Source organism: Roseateles sp., assembly GCF_044373315.1.
Taxonomy (GTDB): Bacteria; Pseudomonadota; Gammaproteobacteria; order Burkholderiales; family Burkholderiaceae_C; genus JACDQM01.
Genome location: NZ_JBILQK010000037.1, coordinates 1 through 16642 on the forward strand (window position 1 = coordinate 1; position 16642 = coordinate 16642).

The 16642-nt window shown below is 65.8% G+C and carries 17 protein-coding genes and 1 pseudogene; 9 read left to right on the forward strand and 9 right to left on the reverse strand.

Going from position 1 to position 16642, the window contains the following annotated elements; translation table 11 throughout:
• From htpG to ACIQ67_RS10440, 5 genes are all read right to left on the reverse strand, one after another.
• Positions 1-1856: molecular chaperone HtpG (gene htpG, locus ACIQ67_RS10420; protein ID WP_397534304.1), on the reverse strand; the 1856-nt coding region annotated here is incomplete at its 3' end.
• Between the two features lie 97 nt (positions 1857-1953).
• Positions 1954-2265: a hypothetical protein gene (locus ACIQ67_RS10425; RefSeq protein WP_397534305.1), complete on the reverse strand. Its 312-nt coding sequence runs from the start codon at positions 2263-2265 to the stop codon at positions 1954-1956.
• Positions 2266-2298: 33 nt separating this feature from the next.
• On the reverse strand, positions 2299-3423 hold the full coding sequence (locus ACIQ67_RS10430) for a 3-deoxy-7-phosphoheptulonate synthase (protein WP_397534306.1): 1125 nt from the start codon (positions 3421-3423) through the stop codon (positions 2299-2301).
• A gap of 276 nt (positions 3424-3699) precedes the next feature.
• Positions 3700-5163 carry a metalloprotease TldD gene (tldD, locus tag ACIQ67_RS10435; protein ID WP_397534307.1) on the reverse strand — a complete coding sequence of 488 codons (1464 nt, stop codon included), beginning with the start codon at positions 5161-5163 and terminating at the stop codon, positions 3700-3702.
• A 17-nt stretch (positions 5164-5180) separates the two neighbouring features.
• Positions 5181-6059 carry a LysR family transcriptional regulator gene (locus ACIQ67_RS10440; RefSeq protein ID WP_397534308.1) on the reverse strand — a complete coding sequence of 293 codons (879 nt, stop codon included), beginning with the start codon at positions 6057-6059 and terminating at the stop codon, positions 5181-5183.
• A 124-nt stretch (positions 6060-6183) separates the two neighbouring features.
• Between ACIQ67_RS10440 and ACIQ67_RS10445 the strand changes: the two genes are divergently transcribed.
• From ACIQ67_RS10445 to ACIQ67_RS10455, 3 genes are read left to right on the forward strand one after another with little or no spacing between them, the layout of a single operon-like run.
• Positions 6184-6552: a terminase gene (locus ACIQ67_RS10445; protein ID WP_397534309.1), complete on the forward strand. Its 369-nt coding sequence runs from the start codon at positions 6184-6186 to the stop codon at positions 6550-6552.
• On the forward strand, positions 6549-7529 hold the full coding sequence (locus tag ACIQ67_RS10450; protein WP_397534310.1) for an NmrA family NAD(P)-binding protein: 981 nt from the start codon (positions 6549-6551) through the stop codon (positions 7527-7529). The genes ACIQ67_RS10445 and ACIQ67_RS10450 overlap by 4 nt, the downstream gene beginning before the upstream one ends.
• 8 nt (positions 7530-7537) lie before the next feature.
• The gene (locus tag ACIQ67_RS10455; protein WP_397534311.1) at positions 7538-8005 is read left to right on the forward strand and encodes a DUF4188 domain-containing protein; all 468 of its coding nucleotides are present in this window, start codon (positions 7538-7540) and stop codon (positions 8003-8005) included.
• A gap of 15 nt (positions 8006-8020) precedes the next feature.
• On the opposite strand, the gene rsmI is transcribed toward ACIQ67_RS10455, so the two are convergent.
• Complete coding sequence (rsmI, locus tag ACIQ67_RS10460; protein ID WP_397534312.1) at positions 8021-8938, reverse strand: 16S rRNA (cytidine(1402)-2'-O)-methyltransferase; 918 nt, start codon at positions 8936-8938, stop codon at positions 8021-8023.
• Between rsmI and ACIQ67_RS10465 the strand changes: the two are divergent.
• The 3 genes and pseudogenes from ACIQ67_RS10465 to ACIQ67_RS10475 all read left to right on the forward strand — a co-directional run bounded on the left by ACIQ67_RS10465 (position 8931) and on the right by ACIQ67_RS10475 (position 10617).
• Positions 8931-9308 (forward strand): annotated as a pseudogene (locus tag ACIQ67_RS10465) (YraN family protein). The gene rsmI and the pseudogene ACIQ67_RS10465 sit on opposite strands and share 8 nt — an antisense overlap.
• Positions 9309-9352: 44 nt before the next feature.
• Entirely contained in the window at positions 9353-9928 is a 576-nt protein-coding gene (locus ACIQ67_RS10470; protein WP_397534313.1) for an SIS domain-containing protein, read from the forward strand.
• Positions 9929-9981: 53 nt separating this feature from the next.
• Entirely contained in the window at positions 9982-10617 is a 636-nt protein-coding gene (locus ACIQ67_RS10475; protein WP_397534314.1) for a BON domain-containing protein, read from the forward strand.
• A 43-nt stretch (positions 10618-10660) separates the two neighbouring features.
• Here the strand turns inward: ACIQ67_RS10475 and ACIQ67_RS10480 are convergent, their stop codons facing one another.
• The 3 genes from ACIQ67_RS10480 to ACIQ67_RS10490 all read right to left on the reverse strand — a co-directional run bounded on the left by ACIQ67_RS10480 (position 10661) and on the right by ACIQ67_RS10490 (position 13894).
• Entirely contained in the window at positions 10661-11563 is a 903-nt protein-coding gene (locus ACIQ67_RS10480; protein ID WP_397534315.1) for an NAD(P)-dependent oxidoreductase, read from the reverse strand.
• A gap of 8 nt (positions 11564-11571) precedes the next feature.
• Positions 11572-12708, reverse strand: a complete 1137-nt coding sequence (locus ACIQ67_RS10485) for a PilT/PilU family type 4a pilus ATPase (RefSeq protein WP_397534316.1) — start codon at positions 12706-12708, stop codon at positions 11572-11574.
• Between the two features lie 142 nt (positions 12709-12850).
• On the reverse strand, positions 12851-13894 hold the full coding sequence (locus ACIQ67_RS10490; protein WP_397534317.1) for a type IV pilus twitching motility protein PilT: 1044 nt from the start codon (positions 13892-13894) through the stop codon (positions 12851-12853).
• A gap of 27 nt (positions 13895-13921) precedes the next feature.
• Here ACIQ67_RS10490 and ACIQ67_RS10495 point away from each other — a divergent pair, with 27 nt between their 5' ends.
• Genes ACIQ67_RS10495 through ACIQ67_RS10505 form a run of 3 tightly spaced genes read left to right on the forward strand, consistent with a single transcriptional unit; the run spans position 13922 to position 16589 of the window.
• Positions 13922-14623 (forward strand): YggS family pyridoxal phosphate-dependent enzyme, encoded by a 702-nt coding sequence (locus tag ACIQ67_RS10495; RefSeq protein ID WP_397534318.1) that lies wholly within the window; start codon positions 13922-13924, stop codon positions 14621-14623.
• Between the two features lie 5 nt (positions 14624-14628).
• Entirely contained in the window at positions 14629-15324 is a 696-nt protein-coding gene (locus ACIQ67_RS10500; RefSeq protein WP_397534319.1) for a c-type cytochrome, read from the forward strand.
• Positions 15321-16589 carry a c-type cytochrome gene (locus tag ACIQ67_RS10505; RefSeq protein WP_397534320.1) on the forward strand — a complete coding sequence of 423 codons (1269 nt, stop codon included), beginning with the start codon at positions 15321-15323 and terminating at the stop codon, positions 16587-16589. Before ACIQ67_RS10500 ends, ACIQ67_RS10505 begins: the two co-directional genes overlap by 4 nt.
• Positions 16590-16642 lie beyond the last annotated feature (53 nt).

The window sequence follows — 16642 nt, forward strand, 5'->3', positions numbered from 1 at the left end:
CGTTTCACGTAGGCCGCCGGATCCTCCAGGCTACCGCCTTCGGCCAGCACCGCCTGATCGAACAGCACCTGCGCCAGATCGTCGAAATGCGCGCTGGACTCGAGCTTCTTCACCAGCGCATGCTCGGCGTTGATCTCCAGCGTCGGCAGCGAGGCCGGCGCGGCCTGTCCGGCCTGCTTCAGCAGACGTGCCAGATGACCGCTCATATCGCCTTCCTCGACGACGATGCAGGCCGGTGAATCCACCAGACGCGTGGTCACCCGCACGTCCTTGGCGCGCGCCTTCAGCGCTTCCTTCAGGCGCTCCAGCACCGGTTTGAAGGCCTCGGCGGCTTCCTCGGCCTTCTTCTTCTCTTCCTCGTCCTGCAGCTTGCCCAGGTCGACGGCGCCCTTGGCCACCGACTGCAGCGGCTTGCCATCGAACTCGTAGAGGTGCGAGAGCATCCACTCGTCCACCCGGTCGGTCAGCAGCAGCACCTCGATGCCCTTCTTGCGGAATATCTCCAGCTGCGGGCTGTTCTTGGCGGCCGCCAGGGAATCGGCGGTGATGTAGTAGATCGGTTCCTGGCCTTCCTTCATGCGCGACACATAGTCAGAGAAGCTCACGCCTTCGTCAGACTCCGTGCTGGCAAAGCGCAGTAGCTTGGCCAGGCGCTCCTGGTTCTGGTGATCCTCGCCGACACCTTCCTTGAGTACCGAGCCGAAGTCCTTCCAGAAGGACGCGTACTTTTCGCGTTCTGCTGCATCTTCGCTGTCGGCCAGCGACTCCAGCATCGAAAGCACGCGCTTGGTCGAGCCTTCCCGGATCGCCTTCACGTCACGGCTTTCCTGCAGCAACTCGCGACTGACGTTCAACGGGAGGTCAGCCGAATCGATCACGCCCTTGACGAAGCGTAGATACACCGGCATCAGCGCTTCGGCGTCGTCCATGATGAAGACGCGCTTCACATACAGCTTGACGCCGCCGCGCTTGTCGCGGTTCCAAAGGTCGAACGGGGCCTTCTTTGGGATGAAGAGCAGCTGGGTGTACTCGCTACGGCCTTCCACGCGGTTATGCGTGTAGGACAGCGGCGCCTCGCTGTCGTAGCTGATCTGCTTGTAGAAAGCTTCATATTCCTCCGGCGTGACCTCGCTCTTGCTGCGCGCCCACAGCGCCGAAGCTTTGTTGACCGGCTCCCACTCGTCAGTCAACTTCTGCTCGCTGGTCTCGGCATTCCACTCCTCCTTGCGCATCAGGATGGGCAGGGAGATGTGGTCCGAGTACTTGCTGATCACCGACTTCAGGCGCCAGGTCTTGAGGAACTCGTCCTCGCCCTCGCGCAGATGCAGGATCACATCGGTGCCGCGGCCTGGCTTGCTGATGGTCTCGACCTCGAAATCCCCGGTGCCCTCGGAGCTCCAGCGCACCCCCGCCTCCGCCGGCAAGCCGGCCCGACGCGTCTCGACCGTGATCCGATCAGCCACGATGAAGCCGGAATAAAAGCCCACGCCGAACTGGCCGATCAGGTTGGCGTCCTTCTTCTGATCGCCTTCCAGCTTGGCCATGAACTCGCGCGTGCCGCTCTTGGCAATCGTGCCCAGATGCGCAATCGCCTCCTCGGCGCTCATGCCGATGCCGTTGTCGCTGATGGTGACCGTCTGCTGCTCGGCGTCAAAGCTTACCCGCACCTCCAGGTTCGGCTGATCCTCGAACAGCTCGGCCTTGTCCAGCGCCTCGAAGCGCAACTTGTCGCAAGCATCCGAAGCGTTGGAGACCAGCTCACGCAGGAAGATCTCCTTGTTGGAATACAGGGAATGGGTGACCAGGTGCAGGATCTGCTTGACCTCGGCCTGAAAGGAATGAGTTTGCTTGTCCATGGCTTGAGCGTATCGGATCGAATTGCGTTTATCAGTCGGCGGCAAAGCGCCGCTAGCGCCCCGGACTTTGGGGCGCTGCGGCGCAGTTCAAGAGGGCTCAGTAGGACAGGCTGAGCTTGGGGATGTCGACCCGGACCAGCGCCTTGCTGAGCGCACCGCTGGCTGCCCGCGCATAGTCCAGAGAAACTGCCGCATCAGCAAAGGCTTCAGGGCCGAGCGCTGCGGCAACCGCCAGGATCTTGTCGGCAATCAGCACCTTGCCCGAGCCTCGTAGGGGCTCGCAGCCGTACTTGACGAACTGCTCATCCAGCCAGCGGCGGGCAGCGTCGAAACTGAGCACCTCGGCGGCGTCAACCACCAGATTGAACTCCTGATCCGGACCGAACACAACTTTGACTTCGCTGCGCATGCCTTGCTCCTTCTGTGCTTGCCTGATTGTGGCTCAGCCGCGCGCAGCCCGGACAGCCTGGCTCAGTTCCTCCAGCACCTCCAGCGAATCATCCCAACCCAGGCAGGCATCGGTGATGCTCTTGCCGAACTCCAGCTTGGCCGGATCGTCTTTGCCAGGCGTGAACTTCTGCGCGCCGTCGTGCAGGTGGCTTTCCACCATCACGCCGAAGACACTCTTGCTGCCGGCCTTGATCTGCCCGGCAATGTCGCGCGCCACGTCGAGCTGGCGTTGGTGCTGCTTGCTGCTGTTGGCATGCGAGCAGTCCACCATCAGCGTGGTGTCCAGCTTGGCCGCCGCCAGGTCCTTGCAGGCTGCGGCCACGCTGTCTGCGTCGTAGTTGGGCGCCTTGCCGCCGCGCAGGATCACGTGGCAATCCTTGTTGCCCTTGGTCTCGACGATCGCCACCTGGCCGTTCTTGTGCACCGACAGGAAATGGTGCGGGCGCGCTGCGGCTTGGATCGCGTCGGTGGCGATCTTGATATTGCCGTCAGTGCCATTCTTGAAGCCTATCGGCGCCGACAGGCCCGAGGCTAGCTCGCGGTGCACCTGACTCTCGGTCGTGCGGGCACCGATTGCGCCCCAGGAGATCAGGTCGCCGATGTACTGTGGCGAGATCACATCGAGGAACTCGCTGCCCGCCGGCATGCCCAGCCGGTTGATCTCCAGCAGCAGTTGGCGCGCGATGCGCAGCCCTTCGTCGATGCGGTAGCTCTCATCGAGATACGGGTCGTTTATCAGCCCCTTCCACCCCACCGTGGTGCGCGGCTTCTCGAAGTAGACACGCATCACGATCTCCAGCGTGTCGGCATACTTGTCGCGTTGCACCGTCAGCCGGCGCGCGTACTCAAGCGCCGCCGCCGGGTCATGGATCGAGCAGGGGCCGATGATCACCAGCAGGCGGTCGTCCTTGCGCTGCATGATGTCGCGGATGCGGTTCCGGGTCTTGCTGATCAGCCCCTCCATCGGCGTGCCGCTGATCGGGAAGAAGCGGATCAGATGCTCAGGCGGCGGCAAGGGCGTGATGTCGCGGATGCGCTGGTCATCGGTCTCGCTGGTCTTGTCCTGCGGCGAGTACCAACGTTCGGCCTGGTGCTGGGCGGTGGTCTTGGCATTCATGGGCTCGACTCTTTTCTGTTGCTCTTGGGTGTGGGATGCGCAGCCAAAAAAAAACCGCCGGGGGAGACCCGGCGGTTCTTAGAGATTCGTTGCGCTTGATGCTCTTGCTTACGCGCTCGCCTCTCCTCCGCCGGTGCGGTGCGAGAACCAAAAAAAGAAAGCAAAGTAGGACTTGGCTTGGGAACGCATGGTTTTGAATGTAGCACGGGGGCCGCAGCCCCCGTCAACGCGCCTGTTGCGGCCCAGCGTCAGCGCCGGAGCCGCGCGATCCAGGCGTCAGGCAGTGCCGCCGACCGTCAGGCCATCGATGCGCAAGGTCGGCTGTCCCACGCCCACCGGCACGCTCTGACCTTCCTTGCCACACACGCCAACCCCAGTGTCCAAGCGCATATCGTTGCCGATCATCGAGACGCGGGTCAGCGCATCCGGGCCGTTGCCGATGAGGGTCGCGCCCTTGACCGGATACTGGATCTTGCCGTCTTCAACCCAGTAGGCTTCGCTGGCGGAGAAGACAAACTTGCCGGATGTGATATCCACCTGCCCGCCACCGAAGTTGGTGGCGTACAGCCCCTTCTTGATGCTGGCGATGATTTCCTCAGGTGCCTTGTCGCCGCCAAGCATGTAGGTGTTGGTCATGCGCGGCATCGGCACATGGGCATAGCTCTCGCGCCGGCCGTTGCCGGTTGGAGCGGTCTTCATCAAGCGCGCGTTCATCGCGTCCTGGATATAGCCCTTGAGGATGCCGTCCTCGATCAGCACATTGCGCTGCGACGCGCAGCCCTCGTCGTCGATGTTCAGTGATCCACGGCGGTCGGGCAGCGTGCCGTCGTCCAGCACCGTCACGCCCTTGGCCGCGACCCGCTGGCCGATGCAACCGGCGAAGGTCGACGACCCCTTGCGGTTGAAGTCGCCTTCCAGGCCGTGGCCCACAGCCTCGTGCAGCAGCACGCCGGGCCAGCCCGGGCCCAGCACCACGGTCATCTCGCCAGCCGGGGCCGGGCGCGATTCCAGATTGGTCAGCGCGGCCGAGACCGCCTGCTCCACATAGCTGGCAATCATCTCGTCACTGAAGTAGGCCAGGCCGAAGCGGCCACCGCCACCGCCACTGCCGATCTCGCGCCGGCCGTTCTGCTCGGCGATCACGGTGATGGAGAGGCGCACCAGCGGACGCACATCAGCTGCCAGCGTGCCATCGGCGCGGGCAATCAGCACCACCTCATGTTCAGCCGCCAGGCCGGCCATCACCTGCGCCACGCGCGGGTCCTTGGCACGTGCCATGCGCTCGGCGCGCTCCAGCATCGCCACCTTCTCGGTGCTGTCCAGGCTGGCAATCGGGTCGGCCTCGCCGTAGAGGCTGCGGCTGGCCGCCACCACGCTTTGCGCCGGCACCTTGACGCGCTTGCTCTGCCCAGCGGCCGCGATGGAGCGCACGGTGCGGGCCGCATCCAGTAGCGCGGCCTCGGAGATGTCGTCCGAGTAGGCAAAGGCGGTCTTCTCGCCCGCCACCGCGCGCACACCCACGCCCTGGTCGATCGAGAAGCTGCCGCTCTTGACGATGCCTTCCTCCAGGCTCCAGCCCTCGGCGCGCGTGGTCTGGAAGTAGAGGTCCGCATCATCGACGCGATGCTCGGTGATCAGCCGCAGGGCCTGGGCCAGCGTGGCCTCGGTAAGGCCGAAGGGCTCCAGCAGCTGGCTGCGGGCCGTCGCGAGACGGGCCAGGGTGGGTTCGACAGAAATCATGCGCTTGATTGTAGGAGTCAGGCTGTACCCCAGGCCAAGGCAATGGCATCGAAGACCAGTCGCAGGCGCGGCGTGTCGCGCAACTCGCGGTGCGCCGTCAGCCACAGCGGCAGCGGCGGGATCTCCAGCTCGGGCAACACCTGCACCAGATCGGCATCGCGTGCCGCCAGCGCCTTCAGGCCAATGCCTATGCCCATGCCGGCGCGCACGGCCTCCCACAACACGACCTGATGATCGCAGCGCAGGCCAAAAAACTCGGGGCCGACCTGGAAGCCCGCTGCCGCAAAGCCGCGCAGCATCTGATCCGAGCGGTCATAGCCCAGCCATTCATGATCGGCCATGGTGTCGCGCGTGGGCATGCCCATGCGATCAAGGTAGCGGCGATGCGCAAACATGCCCAGAGGCCAATCACCCAGCTTACGCGCCACCAGCATGCCCTGCGCCGGCCGGACCATGCGCAGGGCGATGTCGGCACTGCGTTCCAAAAGGTTTTCCACCTCGTTGCTGGCCACCAGCTCAAGCTGGATCTCGGGATGCTGGCGGCGCAGTCCCGCCAGCAGTTCGGGAAGAAAGTAGGCGCTGACGATTTCACTGGCGGTCAGGCGCACCGTGCCGGCCAACTGCTGTCCTTGGGCCGCCACGGCCAGGGACAGGTCTTGCGCGCCCTCGCGCATGCGGCGCGCCGCCGGCAAGAGCGCACGCCCGGCCGCTGTGAGCGTCAGGCCGCGGCTGTGGCGCTCGAACAGAGCCTGACCCACGCTGGCCTCCAGGCTTGCCAACTGGCGGCTCAGGCTGGGCTGGCTCTGGCCCAGCAGGGGCGCGGCCCGGCTCAGCGAGCCCGCCTCGGCCACGGCCAGAAAGGACTGCAGCTGCGACCAGTCGAGCGTTTTCGTCATCCCTATTCATGTGTGCATAGCGGCCTTTCAGTTTACGCAGTTCCGGATGTCCGAGCTCTCGTCGATAGTTCGAACCAAGCCCTTGTCATCTGCTTACTCCACCTCTCACCACCGCAGGCAAGCCATGACGTTTCGAGAACTGATCGCGCACCAGAACGCCAGCTACCACCGCTTCCATCAAAGGCCGCACAACCTACGCATCCACCTGCTCACCGTGCCGATGTGTCAGCTGGGCAATGTGCGGCTGTTGCTGGCGGCCGGGCCCCTGGCCTGGTGGTGGGCTTTGCTGGGCGCGGGACTGATGCTGGCCGCGATGGCGGCAAAGGGCCGCGGCCATGCCGGTGAAACCGAAGCCACCGAGCCCTTCAGCGGCCCACTCAACGTCGTGCAGCGCATCCTCTTGGAGCAATGGCTGACCTTCCCCCGTTTTGTTCTGCGCGGCGCTTGGCGGATGGCCTTTCGGCCCGCACCCATCCAAGGAGAATGGACATGAACGAGCAGACCGTCCTCATCCTCGGTGCCGCTGGCCGGCTCGGCCAGCAACTCACACTGGCCTTTGCCCATGCCGGCTGGCGTACCCTGGCGCAGACCCGCAAGCCGCTGCCGGCAGCCCTGCTCGCCACCAGCGGGGTGGAAGTCATCAACTGCGAGGCCTTGGCCAGCGATCAGCTGCTGCGCGCCGCCCGCGGCGCCACTGTGGTGATCAATGCCCTCAACCCGCCCTACACAGAGTGGGACCGGTTGGCCCTGCCGCTGGCCAGGGCCGCGCAGGACCTGGCCCTACGCCTGGGCGCGCTGCTGATGCTGCCGGGCAATGTCTACAACTTTGGCAAGCAGCTCCCGCCGCTCTTGCGGGCCGACACGCCCGAGCAAGGCAACACGAGCAAGGCGCGCATCCGCATCGCCATCGAAGCCGGGATGGCGGCGGCCGCCGCGGAGGGCCTGAATTCCGTGGTGTTGCGCGCCGGCGACTTCTTTGGTGGTGCACAGGGCGGCTCCTGGTTTGACCTGTCCATCACCAGCAGGCTCAAGGCAGGCAAGCTGATCTACCCCGGGCCGCTGGATGTGGAGCATGCCTGGGCCTATCTGCCTGATCTGGCTCAGTGCTTTGTGCGCGTGGCCGAACGCCGCTCGCAACTCACCGGGCACCAACGCTTGCACTTCAGCGGCCACACAGTCGAGGGCAAGGGCTTGCATCAGGCCCTGGAGCAAGCCTGGGGTCGCCCTTTGAAGACAGGCGGCTTGCCGTGGCTGATGATCAGCCTCGGATCCCCATTTGTCGCCAGTTGGAGCGCCATCGCCGAGATGCGCTATCTGTGGCAGAAACCGCATCGGCTGGACGACAGCGAACTGCGCCGACTGATCGGCGAGCCGGCTCACACACCGCTTGTCGCGGCGATGCGCAGCAGCCTGGAAGCCTTGGAGCTGTCGGCCCCGACCGGGGCCCTCACGACCGGAGCTTTGGAATGAGCGGTCCCGTGCTGCGCGAGCGCCTCACGGCCCGCTTGGATGGCGACTTCGTTGTCTTCTTGATCGGCATGCGGATCAACAAGCCTTGGCTCATCCACAAATGGTGGCCGGTGGCCAGCGCCATGCCGCGCATGCTGCGCGAACTGAACTCGCAGCCGGATCTGGGCCTGCTCCACGCCGAAATGTGGTTCTCGCGCACCATCATCCTGGTGCAGTATTGGCGATCCATGGAACAGTTGCTGGCGTATGCCAAGAACCGACAGTCTCAGCACCTGCCCGCTTGGGCGGCCTTCAACAAAGCGGTGGGCACCGACGGATCGGTGGGCATCTGGCATGAAACCTATGCCGCGAGCCCTGGCAGCTACGAGAGCGTTTACACCAACATGCCCGCCTTTGGCCTGGGGCGCGCCGGCAGCTTAAGCGCGGCTCAGGGCTCAATGGCAACGGCAAAGCAACGTCTGGAGGCTTCAAGCTAGACGGACGCGGTGGCTTCAGCTGGATCTGGCCTTCTTCTGCGTCAGCGCGTAGTCATACAGCGCATTGCGCGGCGCGCCGCTGATCTCGGCCGCCAGGCTGACGGCCTGCTTGAGCGGCAATTCGACCAACAGCGCGGTCAGCACCCGCAAGGCCTCGGGCGGGAGTTCGGCGTCGGCCGGCGCGCTGACCGCATGTGCATGCAGCACCAGCACGAATTCACCGCGCTCGCGCTGAGCATCGGCCGCCAGCCAGGCCGGCAGCTCGGCCACCTTGGCCGTGTGCACGGTCTCGAACTGCTTGGTCAGCTCGCGGCACAGGGTCAGGTCTTGCGTCGGACAGACTTCCGCCAACAGTCCGATCAGGTCCTTGATCCGGTGCGGCGCCTCGAACAACACGATGCTCTGTGGCTGGCCAGCCAGAGCCTGAGCTGCGGCGCGCCGCTCGGCAGCCTTGGTCGGCAGGAAGCCGACGAACTCGAAGCCCTGGGCCTTCGCATCGCCGGCCGCACTGAGCGCAGTGACCACGCTGCTGGCCCCTGGAATGGGCAGCACGCGCAGGCCGCCGGACTGAACCGCCATCACCAAGGCTGCTCCAGGATCAGACACCGCCGGCGTGCCGGCATCGCTGACATAGGCCACCCGCTCGCCCTGGCGCAGCCGCGCCAGCACGCCCTCGCTGGCCTGGCGCTCGTTGTGCTGGTGCAGCGCAATCAGCGGCTTGTGCAAACCCAGGTGGCGCAACAGCCCGCCGCTGACCCGCGTGTCCTCGCAGGCGACGGCGTCGACCAGATTCAGCACATGGATCGCCCGCAAGCTGATGTCCGCCAGATTGCCGATCGGCGTGGCCACCACATACAGCGTGGAAGCGGGGTACTGCTGGCCGCCGGCCGCAGCAGCAGCGGCAGCGCCCAGCAGAGAGGCATCGATGTTCAAGTGGGGCTCTCCAAAGTCTCGCGGCGACCTGGCCGAAGACCGGGCCTTACGCTATCTGCAGCAGCAGGGCCTGCAGCTGATCGAGCGCAATTATCGGGTCGCCGCCAGACATCATGCGCGTGGCGGCGAGGTCGACCTGATCCTGCGCGAGCACGACGGCACCCTGGTCTTCGTCGAGATGCGCGCCCGCCGCGATGCCGCGCATGGCGGCGCGGCGGCCAGCGTCACGCCGGCCAAGCAGCGCTGTCTGGTCTACGCCGCGCGGCATTACCTGCTGCAGCAGGCTTAGCCGCCGCCCTGCCGCTTCGATGTGCGGGCACTGGACGGCGAACAGATCAGCTGGCTGCGCGCGGCATTTGACGCAGACTGACACCGTCCGCTCAGTGTTTACCCGCTCGCTTATGATCCGCCCTCATGCTTGAGCAACGCATCCAACAACAGTTTTTCGAGAGCGCCGACCTACAGTACCAGTCGGCGGAGAGCTTGGCGCGCCCGGTGGCCGTGGCCGCACAGATGCTGGTGGACGGCATCACCGCCGGCGGCCGGGTACTGTGCGGCGGGCTGGGCCTGTCGCAACTCGACGCGCACTACCTGGCAGCACTGCTGGTGGGCCGCTTCGAGCGCGACCGGCCCGGGCTGGCCGCCTGGACGCTGGACCCGCTGGCCCATCCCGATGGCAGCGGCGATGCGGCCTCGCTGGTGCGCCAGATCCAGACCCTGGGCCATCCGGGCGACCTGCTGCTGCTGTTCGAAGCCCAGGCCTGCGACAGCCGCCATGGCGAGTTGATTGCCGCCGCGCATGCGCAGGACATGAGCGTCATCGCGCTGACCGGCAGCCAGGACGAAGCCCTGCGTGGCCTGCTGCTGGAGACCGATGTGCAGTTGCGCGTTCCTCAGTCCCGCGCTGCCCGGGTGGCCGAGGCCCAGCGCCTGTTGGCACACTGCCTGTGTGACGCCCTGGACATCCAACTGCTGGGCACGGCCGAATGAACCCAGACCGGCGCAATGCGCCCACCGACGTCTACCTTCCCAACGGACCCTCCATGACCGCTGCTAACCCGACCCGCCGCTCCCTTGTCTTGCTGCCCGTGCTGGCCGCTGCCCTGATGTCCACGGCCTGCGCTCCGTTGATGGTCGGCGGCGCGATGGTGGGCGGCGCCTTGATGGCCACCGACCGACGCACCTCGGGCACCCAGGTCGAGGACCAGGGCATCGAGCTCAAGGGCGGCGCGCGAGTGCGCGAGCAGTTCGGCAGCCGCGTCCATGTCAACGTCAACAGCTACAACCGCCTGGTGCTGCTGACCGGCGAGGTGCCCAGCGAGGCGGATCGTGTCGCCGTGGAGCGCGCCGTCGCGCAGGTCGAGAACGTCAGCCGCGTGCTGAACGAATTGGCCATTGCCGGCAACAGCTCGCTGACCAGCCGTTCCAACGATGTGGCACTGGCCAGCAAGATCAAGCTCAGCCTGATCGATGCGCGCGACCTGATCTCCAACGCCTTCTACGTGGTGGTCGAGCGAGGCACGGTCTATCTGATGGGCCGCGTCACCGAGCGTGAAGCCAGCCGCGCCAGCGAGATCATTCGCGGCATCAGCGGCGTGCAACGCGTGGTGCGCGCCTTCGAGGTGATCAGCGAGGAAGAGCTGGCCCGCATCACGCCAAAGCCGGCTCCGACCAAGTAAGTGCGCCGCAGGCGCGTCGGCGCCTGCGCATCTCTTCAGGCAATCACTTCAGCCGCTTGATCAGGCTGGACGTATCCCAGCGGCCACCGCCCAGGGTCTGCACGTCCGCGTAGAACTGGTCCACCAGGGCCGTCACCGGCAGCTTGGCGCCGTTGCGGCGCGCCTCGTCCAGCACCAGGCCCAGGTCCTTGCGCATCCAGTCCACCGCGAAACCGAAGTTGAACTGGTCGTCCACCATGGTCTTGCCGCGGTTGTCCATCTGCCAGCTTTGTGCGGCGCCCTTGCCGATCACGTCCAGCACCTGCTTCATGTCCAGGCCCGCCTTCTGACCGAAGGCCACCGCCTCGGACAGGCCTTGCACCAGACCGGCGATGCAGATCTGGTTGACCATCTTGGCCAGTTGCCCTGCACCTGACTCACCCACCCGGGTGACCGCCTTGGAAAAAGCCAGCGCCACCGGCTTGATGAGCTCAAAGGGCGCGGCGTCTCCACCGCACATCACGGTCAGCGCGCCGTTGACCGCACCGGCCTGGCCGCCCGAGACCGGCGCGTCGATGAAGTGCAGGCCGCGCTTGAGCGCTTCGGCGTGCAACTCGCGCGCCACCTCGGCCGAGGCCGTCGTGTGGTCGACAAAGACTGCACCAGACTTCATGCCGGCAAAGCCGCCCTGCTCACCCAGCACCACCGAGCGCAGATCATCGTCATTGCCGACGCAGGCAAACACGATGTCGGCGCCCGCTGCGGCAGCGGCCGGTGTTGCGGCCGCCACGCCGCCGTACTCCTTCGCCCAGGCCTCGGCCTTGGCAGCGGTGCGGTTGTAGACCGTCACCTGATGGCCGGCGCGAGCCAGATGGCCGGCCATCGGATGGCCCATCACGCCGAGGCCGAGGAAAGCCACTTTGCGCGGAGGTATGGATTCGTAGCTGCGTGCGGTTGCGGTATTCATGGAAGTGCTCAGACGATGGTCAGGTGTTCGGTTCCAGAAGAAAGGTCGCCCGTGCGGGCGCGCTCGCTGTTGAGCTTGATCTGCAGGCGCAGATCGTTCACCGAGTCGGCATTGCGCAGAGCGTCCTCATAGCTGACCTTGCCCAGTTCATAGAGATCGAACAAGGCCTGGTCGAAGGTTTGCATGCCCTGCTCGCGCGAGCGCTTCATCACTTCCTTGATCTCGCCGACCTCGCCCTTGAAGATCAGGTCCGAAATCAGCGGTGTATTCAGCAGGATCTCCACCGCGGCGATGCGGCCCTTGCCTTCAGCGCGCGGCAAGAGGCGCTGAGAAACCAGCGCGCGCAGGTTCAGCGACAGATCCATCAGCAGCTGGCTGCGGCGCTCTTCGGGGAAGAAGTTGATGATGCGGTCCAGCGCCTGGTTGGCGCTGTTGGCGTGCAGCGTCGCCATGCACAGGTGGCCGGTCTCGGCGAAGGCCACCGCGTGCTCCATGGTCTCGCGGTCGCGGATCTCACCCATCAGGATCACGTCCGGCGCCTGGCGCAGCGTGTTCTTCAGCGCCTGCTCCCAGCCGTCGGTGTCGATGCCCACCTCGCGCTGCGTGACGATGCAGTTCTTGTGCGGATGCACGAACTCGATGGGATCCTCGACGGTGATGATGTGGCCGTAGGTGCTCTCGTTGCGGTGGTCGATCATGGCTGCCAGCGAGGTGCTCTTGCCCGAGCCGGTGGCGCCCACCACGATCACCAGGCCGCGCTTGGCCTGCACCACATCATTCAGGATGGGTGGCAGATCCAGCGAGGCGATGCTAGGCAGCGTGGCCGGAATCGTCCGCAGCACCAGACCCACATGACCCTGCTGCAAAAAGGCATTGGCTCGAAAGCGCCCGATGCCGGCCGGCGAGATCGCGAAGTTGCACTCCTTGCTGCGCTCGAACTCGGCGGCCTGCTTGTCGTTCATGATCGAACGCGCCAGCTGCAGCGTGTGGTTGCCGGTCAGCGGCTGCGGCGAAACCTTGGTGACCTTGCCGTCCACCTTGATCGCCGGGGGGAAGTCCGCGGTCAGGAACAAGTCCGAGCCGCGCCGCGACACCATCAGGCGCAGCAGGTCATTGATGAATTTCGAGGCCTGGTCGCGTTCCATGCGTGCTCCGTATCGTCGTTATCGCACCCCCTCGGGGGGTGGCCCGACCTACCCGTCGGGCCGGGGGCCCCATCTAGCCCGGGAAATTTTGCCGTTACTCACATGACTGGCGCCATGTGAGTAACGTCGAACTCTCCGGGCTTCAGCCCGGAAAGTTCTCCGGGAACTTCGCTTTAGAGCGGGCCTCGGCTGGCGAGATGATGTTGCGGCGGACCAGGTCCGTCAGGTTCTGGTCGAGCGTCTGCATGCCCTGGCTGTTGCCCGTCTGGATGGCCGAGTACATCTGCGCGACCTTGTTCTCGCGGATCAGGTTGCGGATGGCCGAGCTGCCCAGCATGATCTCGTGCGCCGCCACGCGGCCCGAGCCGTCCTTGAGCTTGCACAGGCTCTGCGAGATCACCGCCACCAAGGACTCCGACACCATCGCGCGCACCATCTCCTTCTCGGCCGCCGGGAACACGTCGACGATACGGTCCACGGTCTTTGCAGCGCTGGAGGTGTGCAAGGTGCCGAACACCAGGTGGCCTGTTTCTGCGGCGGTCAGCGCCAGGCGGATGGTCTCCAGGTCGCGCATTTCACCCACCAGCACCGCGTCCGGGTCTTCGCGCAGCGCAGAACGCAATGCGTTCGAGAAACTCAGCGTGTGCGGCCCGACCTCGCGCTGATTGATCAGGCTCTTCTTCGATTCGTGCACGAACTCGATCGGGTCCTCGATCGTCAGGATGTGGCCGTACTCGTTCTCGTTGAGGTGGTTGACCATGCCGGCCAGCGTGGTCGACTTGCCCGAACCCGTCGGCCCCGTCACCAAAACCAGGCCGCGCGGCTTCAGCGCCAGTTCGGCAAAGACCTTGGGCGCGTTGAGCTGCTCAAGCGTCAGGATCTTGGACGGAATGGTCCGGAACACCGCGCCCGCGCCGCGGTTCTGGTTGAAGGCATTGACGCGAAAGCGCGCAAGGCCCTGGATCTCGAAGGAGAAGTCGACTTCCAGCGTCTCCTCGTACATCTTGCGCTGGGTGTCGTTCATGATGTCGTACACCATGTCGTGCACCGCACGATGGTCGAGCGACTCCACATTGATACGGCGCACATCGCCGTGAACCCGGATCATCGGCGGCAAGCCGGCCGAGAGGTGCAAGTCTGAGGCCTTGTTCTTGACCGAGAATGCCAGCAGTTGGGTGATGTCCATGTCGAAGGCGAAGTGGCTTGGGCCATTATGACGATCTCCGAGAACTTACAACAAGTCCACCGACGCATTGCTGAAGCCTGCCGGACTGTCGGCCGGCCCGTGCAAAGCGTCACGCTGCTGAGTGTCAGCAAGACGTTTCCAAGCGACGCCGTGCGCGCCGCGCATGCTGCCGGCGAGCGTTGCTTTGGCGAGAACTATGTGCAGGAAGGCCTGGACAAGATTGCTGCACTGGCCGATTTGCGCAGCCAGATCGAGTGGCATCTGATCGGCCCGCTGCAAAGCAACAAGACCCGCGCGGTGGCCGAGGCCTTCGACTGGGTGCACAGCGTCGACCGGCTGAAGGTCGCGCAGCGCCTGTCCGAACAGCGGCCCGCAGCCTTGCCGCCCTTGCAGATCTGCCTGCAGGTCAATATCAGCGGCGAGTCCAGCAAGAGCGGCATCGTGCCGGCCGAACTGCCGGCGCTGGCGCGCGAAGTCGCCGCCCTGCCGCGGCTGCGCCTGCGCGGCCTGATGGCCATCCCCGAGCCGGCCGGCGACTTCGAGGCGCAGCGAGCGCCGCACCATGCGCTGGCCGCGCTGCTGGCCCAGCTCAATGCGCAACAGGACTTGCATCTCGATACCTTGTCGATGGGCATGAGCGCCGATCTGGAAGCCGCGATTGCTGAAGGCGCGACGGTGGTGCGCATCGGCACCGCCATCTTCGGCGGCCGCGCCCGCCCAGCCGCCTGAAACCCATGCACCAAGCGATCCTCAAGGCTGCCCTGCTGGGCGCGCTGCTGCTCACAACAGCCGTCAGCGCCGCGCCGCGCGCCGAAGACAGCCTGGCGCAACGCGCCATGGCTTGCACCCTGTGCCATGGCAAGGAGGGCCGAGCGGCGGCTGATGGCTACCACCCGCGCCTGGCCGGCAAGCCCCAGGGTTATCTGCACAAGCAGCTGCTGAACTTCCGCGACGGGCGCAGGCAGTACGGCCTGATGAGCGATCTGATCGCACCGCTGTCCGACGCGTACTTGCTGGAACTGGCCGGCTACTTCGCCCAGCTGGATCTGCCCTACGGCCCGCCGCAGGCGCCCACGCTGCCGGCTGAAGCCCTGCAGCGCGGCCAGCGCCTGGTGCAGCAGGGCGACCCGGCGCGCGGCATTCCGGCCTGCGTGGCCTGCCATGGCGAAAAGCTCACCGGCCTGCAGCCCTTTGTGCCAGGGCTGCTGGGCCTGCCGCGCGACTATCTGAACGGCCAGCTGGGTGCCTGGCGCAGCGGGCAGCGTCGCGCAGTCGAGCCCGATTGCATGGCCAAGATCGCGCGTCAGCTGCAGCCCGAGGAAATCAACGCCATCTCGCAATGGCTGGCCGCCCAAACGGTACCCAGCCCGGCCAAGCCGGCCACCGCCTTGCCAAAGCCGATGCCGATGCGCTGCGGAGGGCTGGAATGATGCTGAGGGCGTGGCACCGCAGCTTGATCGCCGCACTACTGGCGCTGGTCGCCGCCGCGCTCGCAGTCCTGCTGCTGAACCGGCTGGACGAGTCGCCTCCCGGCGGCTCGCCGCTGCAAAGCACGCCGGCTCTGGTCGAACGCGGGGCCTACCTGGCCCGCGCCGGCAACTGCATGGGCTGCCACACCGAACGCGGGGGTGAGGCCTATGCCGGCGGGCGGGCGATCCCGACGCCCTTCGGCACCGTGTTCGCCTCCAATCTGACGCCCGACCGCCAGCATGGCCTGGGCGCCTGGTCGGCTGACGACTTCTGGCGTGCGCTCCACAACGGCCGCAGCCGCGATGGCCGCCTACTCAGTCCGGCCTTTCCCTACCCCAACTACACCTTGATCCAGCGCGCGGACAGCGACGCGCTGTTCGCCTACCTGCAGAGCCTGCCAGCCGTGGCCCAGCCCAACCGGCCCGACGAACTTCGCTGGCCCTATCGCACCCAGCCGGCCCAGGCCGTCTGGCGCGCGCTGTTCTTCCGACCCGCGGTATTCCAGCCCGACCCCGCACGTGACGCAATCTGGAACCGCGGCGCCTATCTGGTCCAGGGGCTGGGCCATTGCAACGCCTGCCATGCCCCGCGCAACGCATTCGGCGCGACCAGCAGTGCCTCGGACTTCCGCGGCGGCATGCTGGACGCACGGGGCTGGTACGCCCCCTCCTTGAACGATCCGGGCGAGGCCGGCGTGGCCGCCTGGTCAGCTGGCGAATTGCGTGAATGGCTGAAGACCGGCAGCAACCGCCACGGCAGCGCCCAAGGGCCGATGGCCGAAGTGGTGCTGGGCAGCACCCAACATCTGGACGAAGCCGACCTCGCGGCCATGGGGGTGTATCTCCAGTCGCTGCCAACCAAGGCCTCGGCGCGAGCCCCGTCAGACCGCCCGCTGGATCCGACCCTACGGGACTTGGGTGCCGAGCTTTACAAGCAGCATTGCGCAGCCTGCCACGGTGAGCAGGGCCAGGGCGTGGCCGGCATCTACCCGACACTGCTTGGCAGTCGCGTCGTCACGATGGAGAGCGCTAGTAATCTGTTGCAGATCATCCTGCGGGGTGGCTTCGCGCCGGCCACGGCTGACAAGCCGCGACCCTTCGGCATGCCGCCTTTCGCCAGCGAACTCAATGAGCGTGAGCTCGCCGCGATTGCCAGCTTCCTGCGCAGCAGCTGGGGCCATCAGGCGGGTGAAGTCAGCGAAGTCGACGTCAAGCGATTGCGCTGATTGGTGCCGCTGCTGCAGCAGCAAATGACGACAAAGGCATGCAGGGCAAGGCG

Excerpts from the sequence above, each read along its gene's own strand:
- ACIQ67_RS10425 (WP_397534305.1), bottom strand. The coding sequence starts at position 2,265 with ATGCGCAGCGAAGTCAAAGTTGTGTTCGGTCCGGATCAGGAGTTCAAT.
- ACIQ67_RS10430 (WP_397534306.1), bottom strand. The coding sequence starts at position 3,423 with ATGAATGCCAAGACCACCGCCCAGCACCAGGCCGAACGTTGGTACTCG.
- tldD (WP_397534307.1), bottom strand. The coding sequence starts at position 5,163 with ATGATTTCTGTCGAACCCACCCTGGCCCGTCTCGCGACGGCCCGCAGC.
- ACIQ67_RS10440 (WP_397534308.1), bottom strand. The coding sequence starts at position 6,059 with ATGACGAAAACGCTCGACTGGTCGCAGCTGCAGTCCTTTCTGGCCGTG.
- ACIQ67_RS10445 (WP_397534309.1), top strand. The coding sequence starts at position 6,184 with ATGACGTTTCGAGAACTGATCGCGCACCAGAACGCCAGCTACCACCGC.
- ACIQ67_RS10450 (WP_397534310.1), top strand. The coding sequence starts at position 6,549 with ATGAACGAGCAGACCGTCCTCATCCTCGGTGCCGCTGGCCGGCTCGGC.
- ACIQ67_RS10470 (WP_397534313.1), top strand. The coding sequence starts at position 9,353 with ATGCTTGAGCAACGCATCCAACAACAGTTTTTCGAGAGCGCCGACCTA.
- ACIQ67_RS10475 (WP_397534314.1), top strand. The coding sequence starts at position 9,982 with ATGACCGCTGCTAACCCGACCCGCCGCTCCCTTGTCTTGCTGCCCGTG.
- ACIQ67_RS10480 (WP_397534315.1), bottom strand. The coding sequence starts at position 11,563 with ATGAATACCGCAACCGCACGCAGCTACGAATCCATACCTCCGCGCAAA.
- ACIQ67_RS10485 (WP_397534316.1), bottom strand. The coding sequence starts at position 12,708 with ATGGAACGCGACCAGGCCTCGAAATTCATCAATGACCTGCTGCGCCTG.
- ACIQ67_RS10490 (WP_397534317.1), bottom strand. The coding sequence starts at position 13,894 with ATGGACATCACCCAACTGCTGGCATTCTCGGTCAAGAACAAGGCCTCA.
- ACIQ67_RS10495 (WP_397534318.1), top strand. The coding sequence starts at position 13,922 with ATGACGATCTCCGAGAACTTACAACAAGTCCACCGACGCATTGCTGAA.
- ACIQ67_RS10500 (WP_397534319.1), top strand. The coding sequence starts at position 14,629 with ATGCACCAAGCGATCCTCAAGGCTGCCCTGCTGGGCGCGCTGCTGCTC.
- ACIQ67_RS10505 (WP_397534320.1), top strand. The coding sequence starts at position 15,321 with ATGATGCTGAGGGCGTGGCACCGCAGCTTGATCGCCGCACTACTGGCG.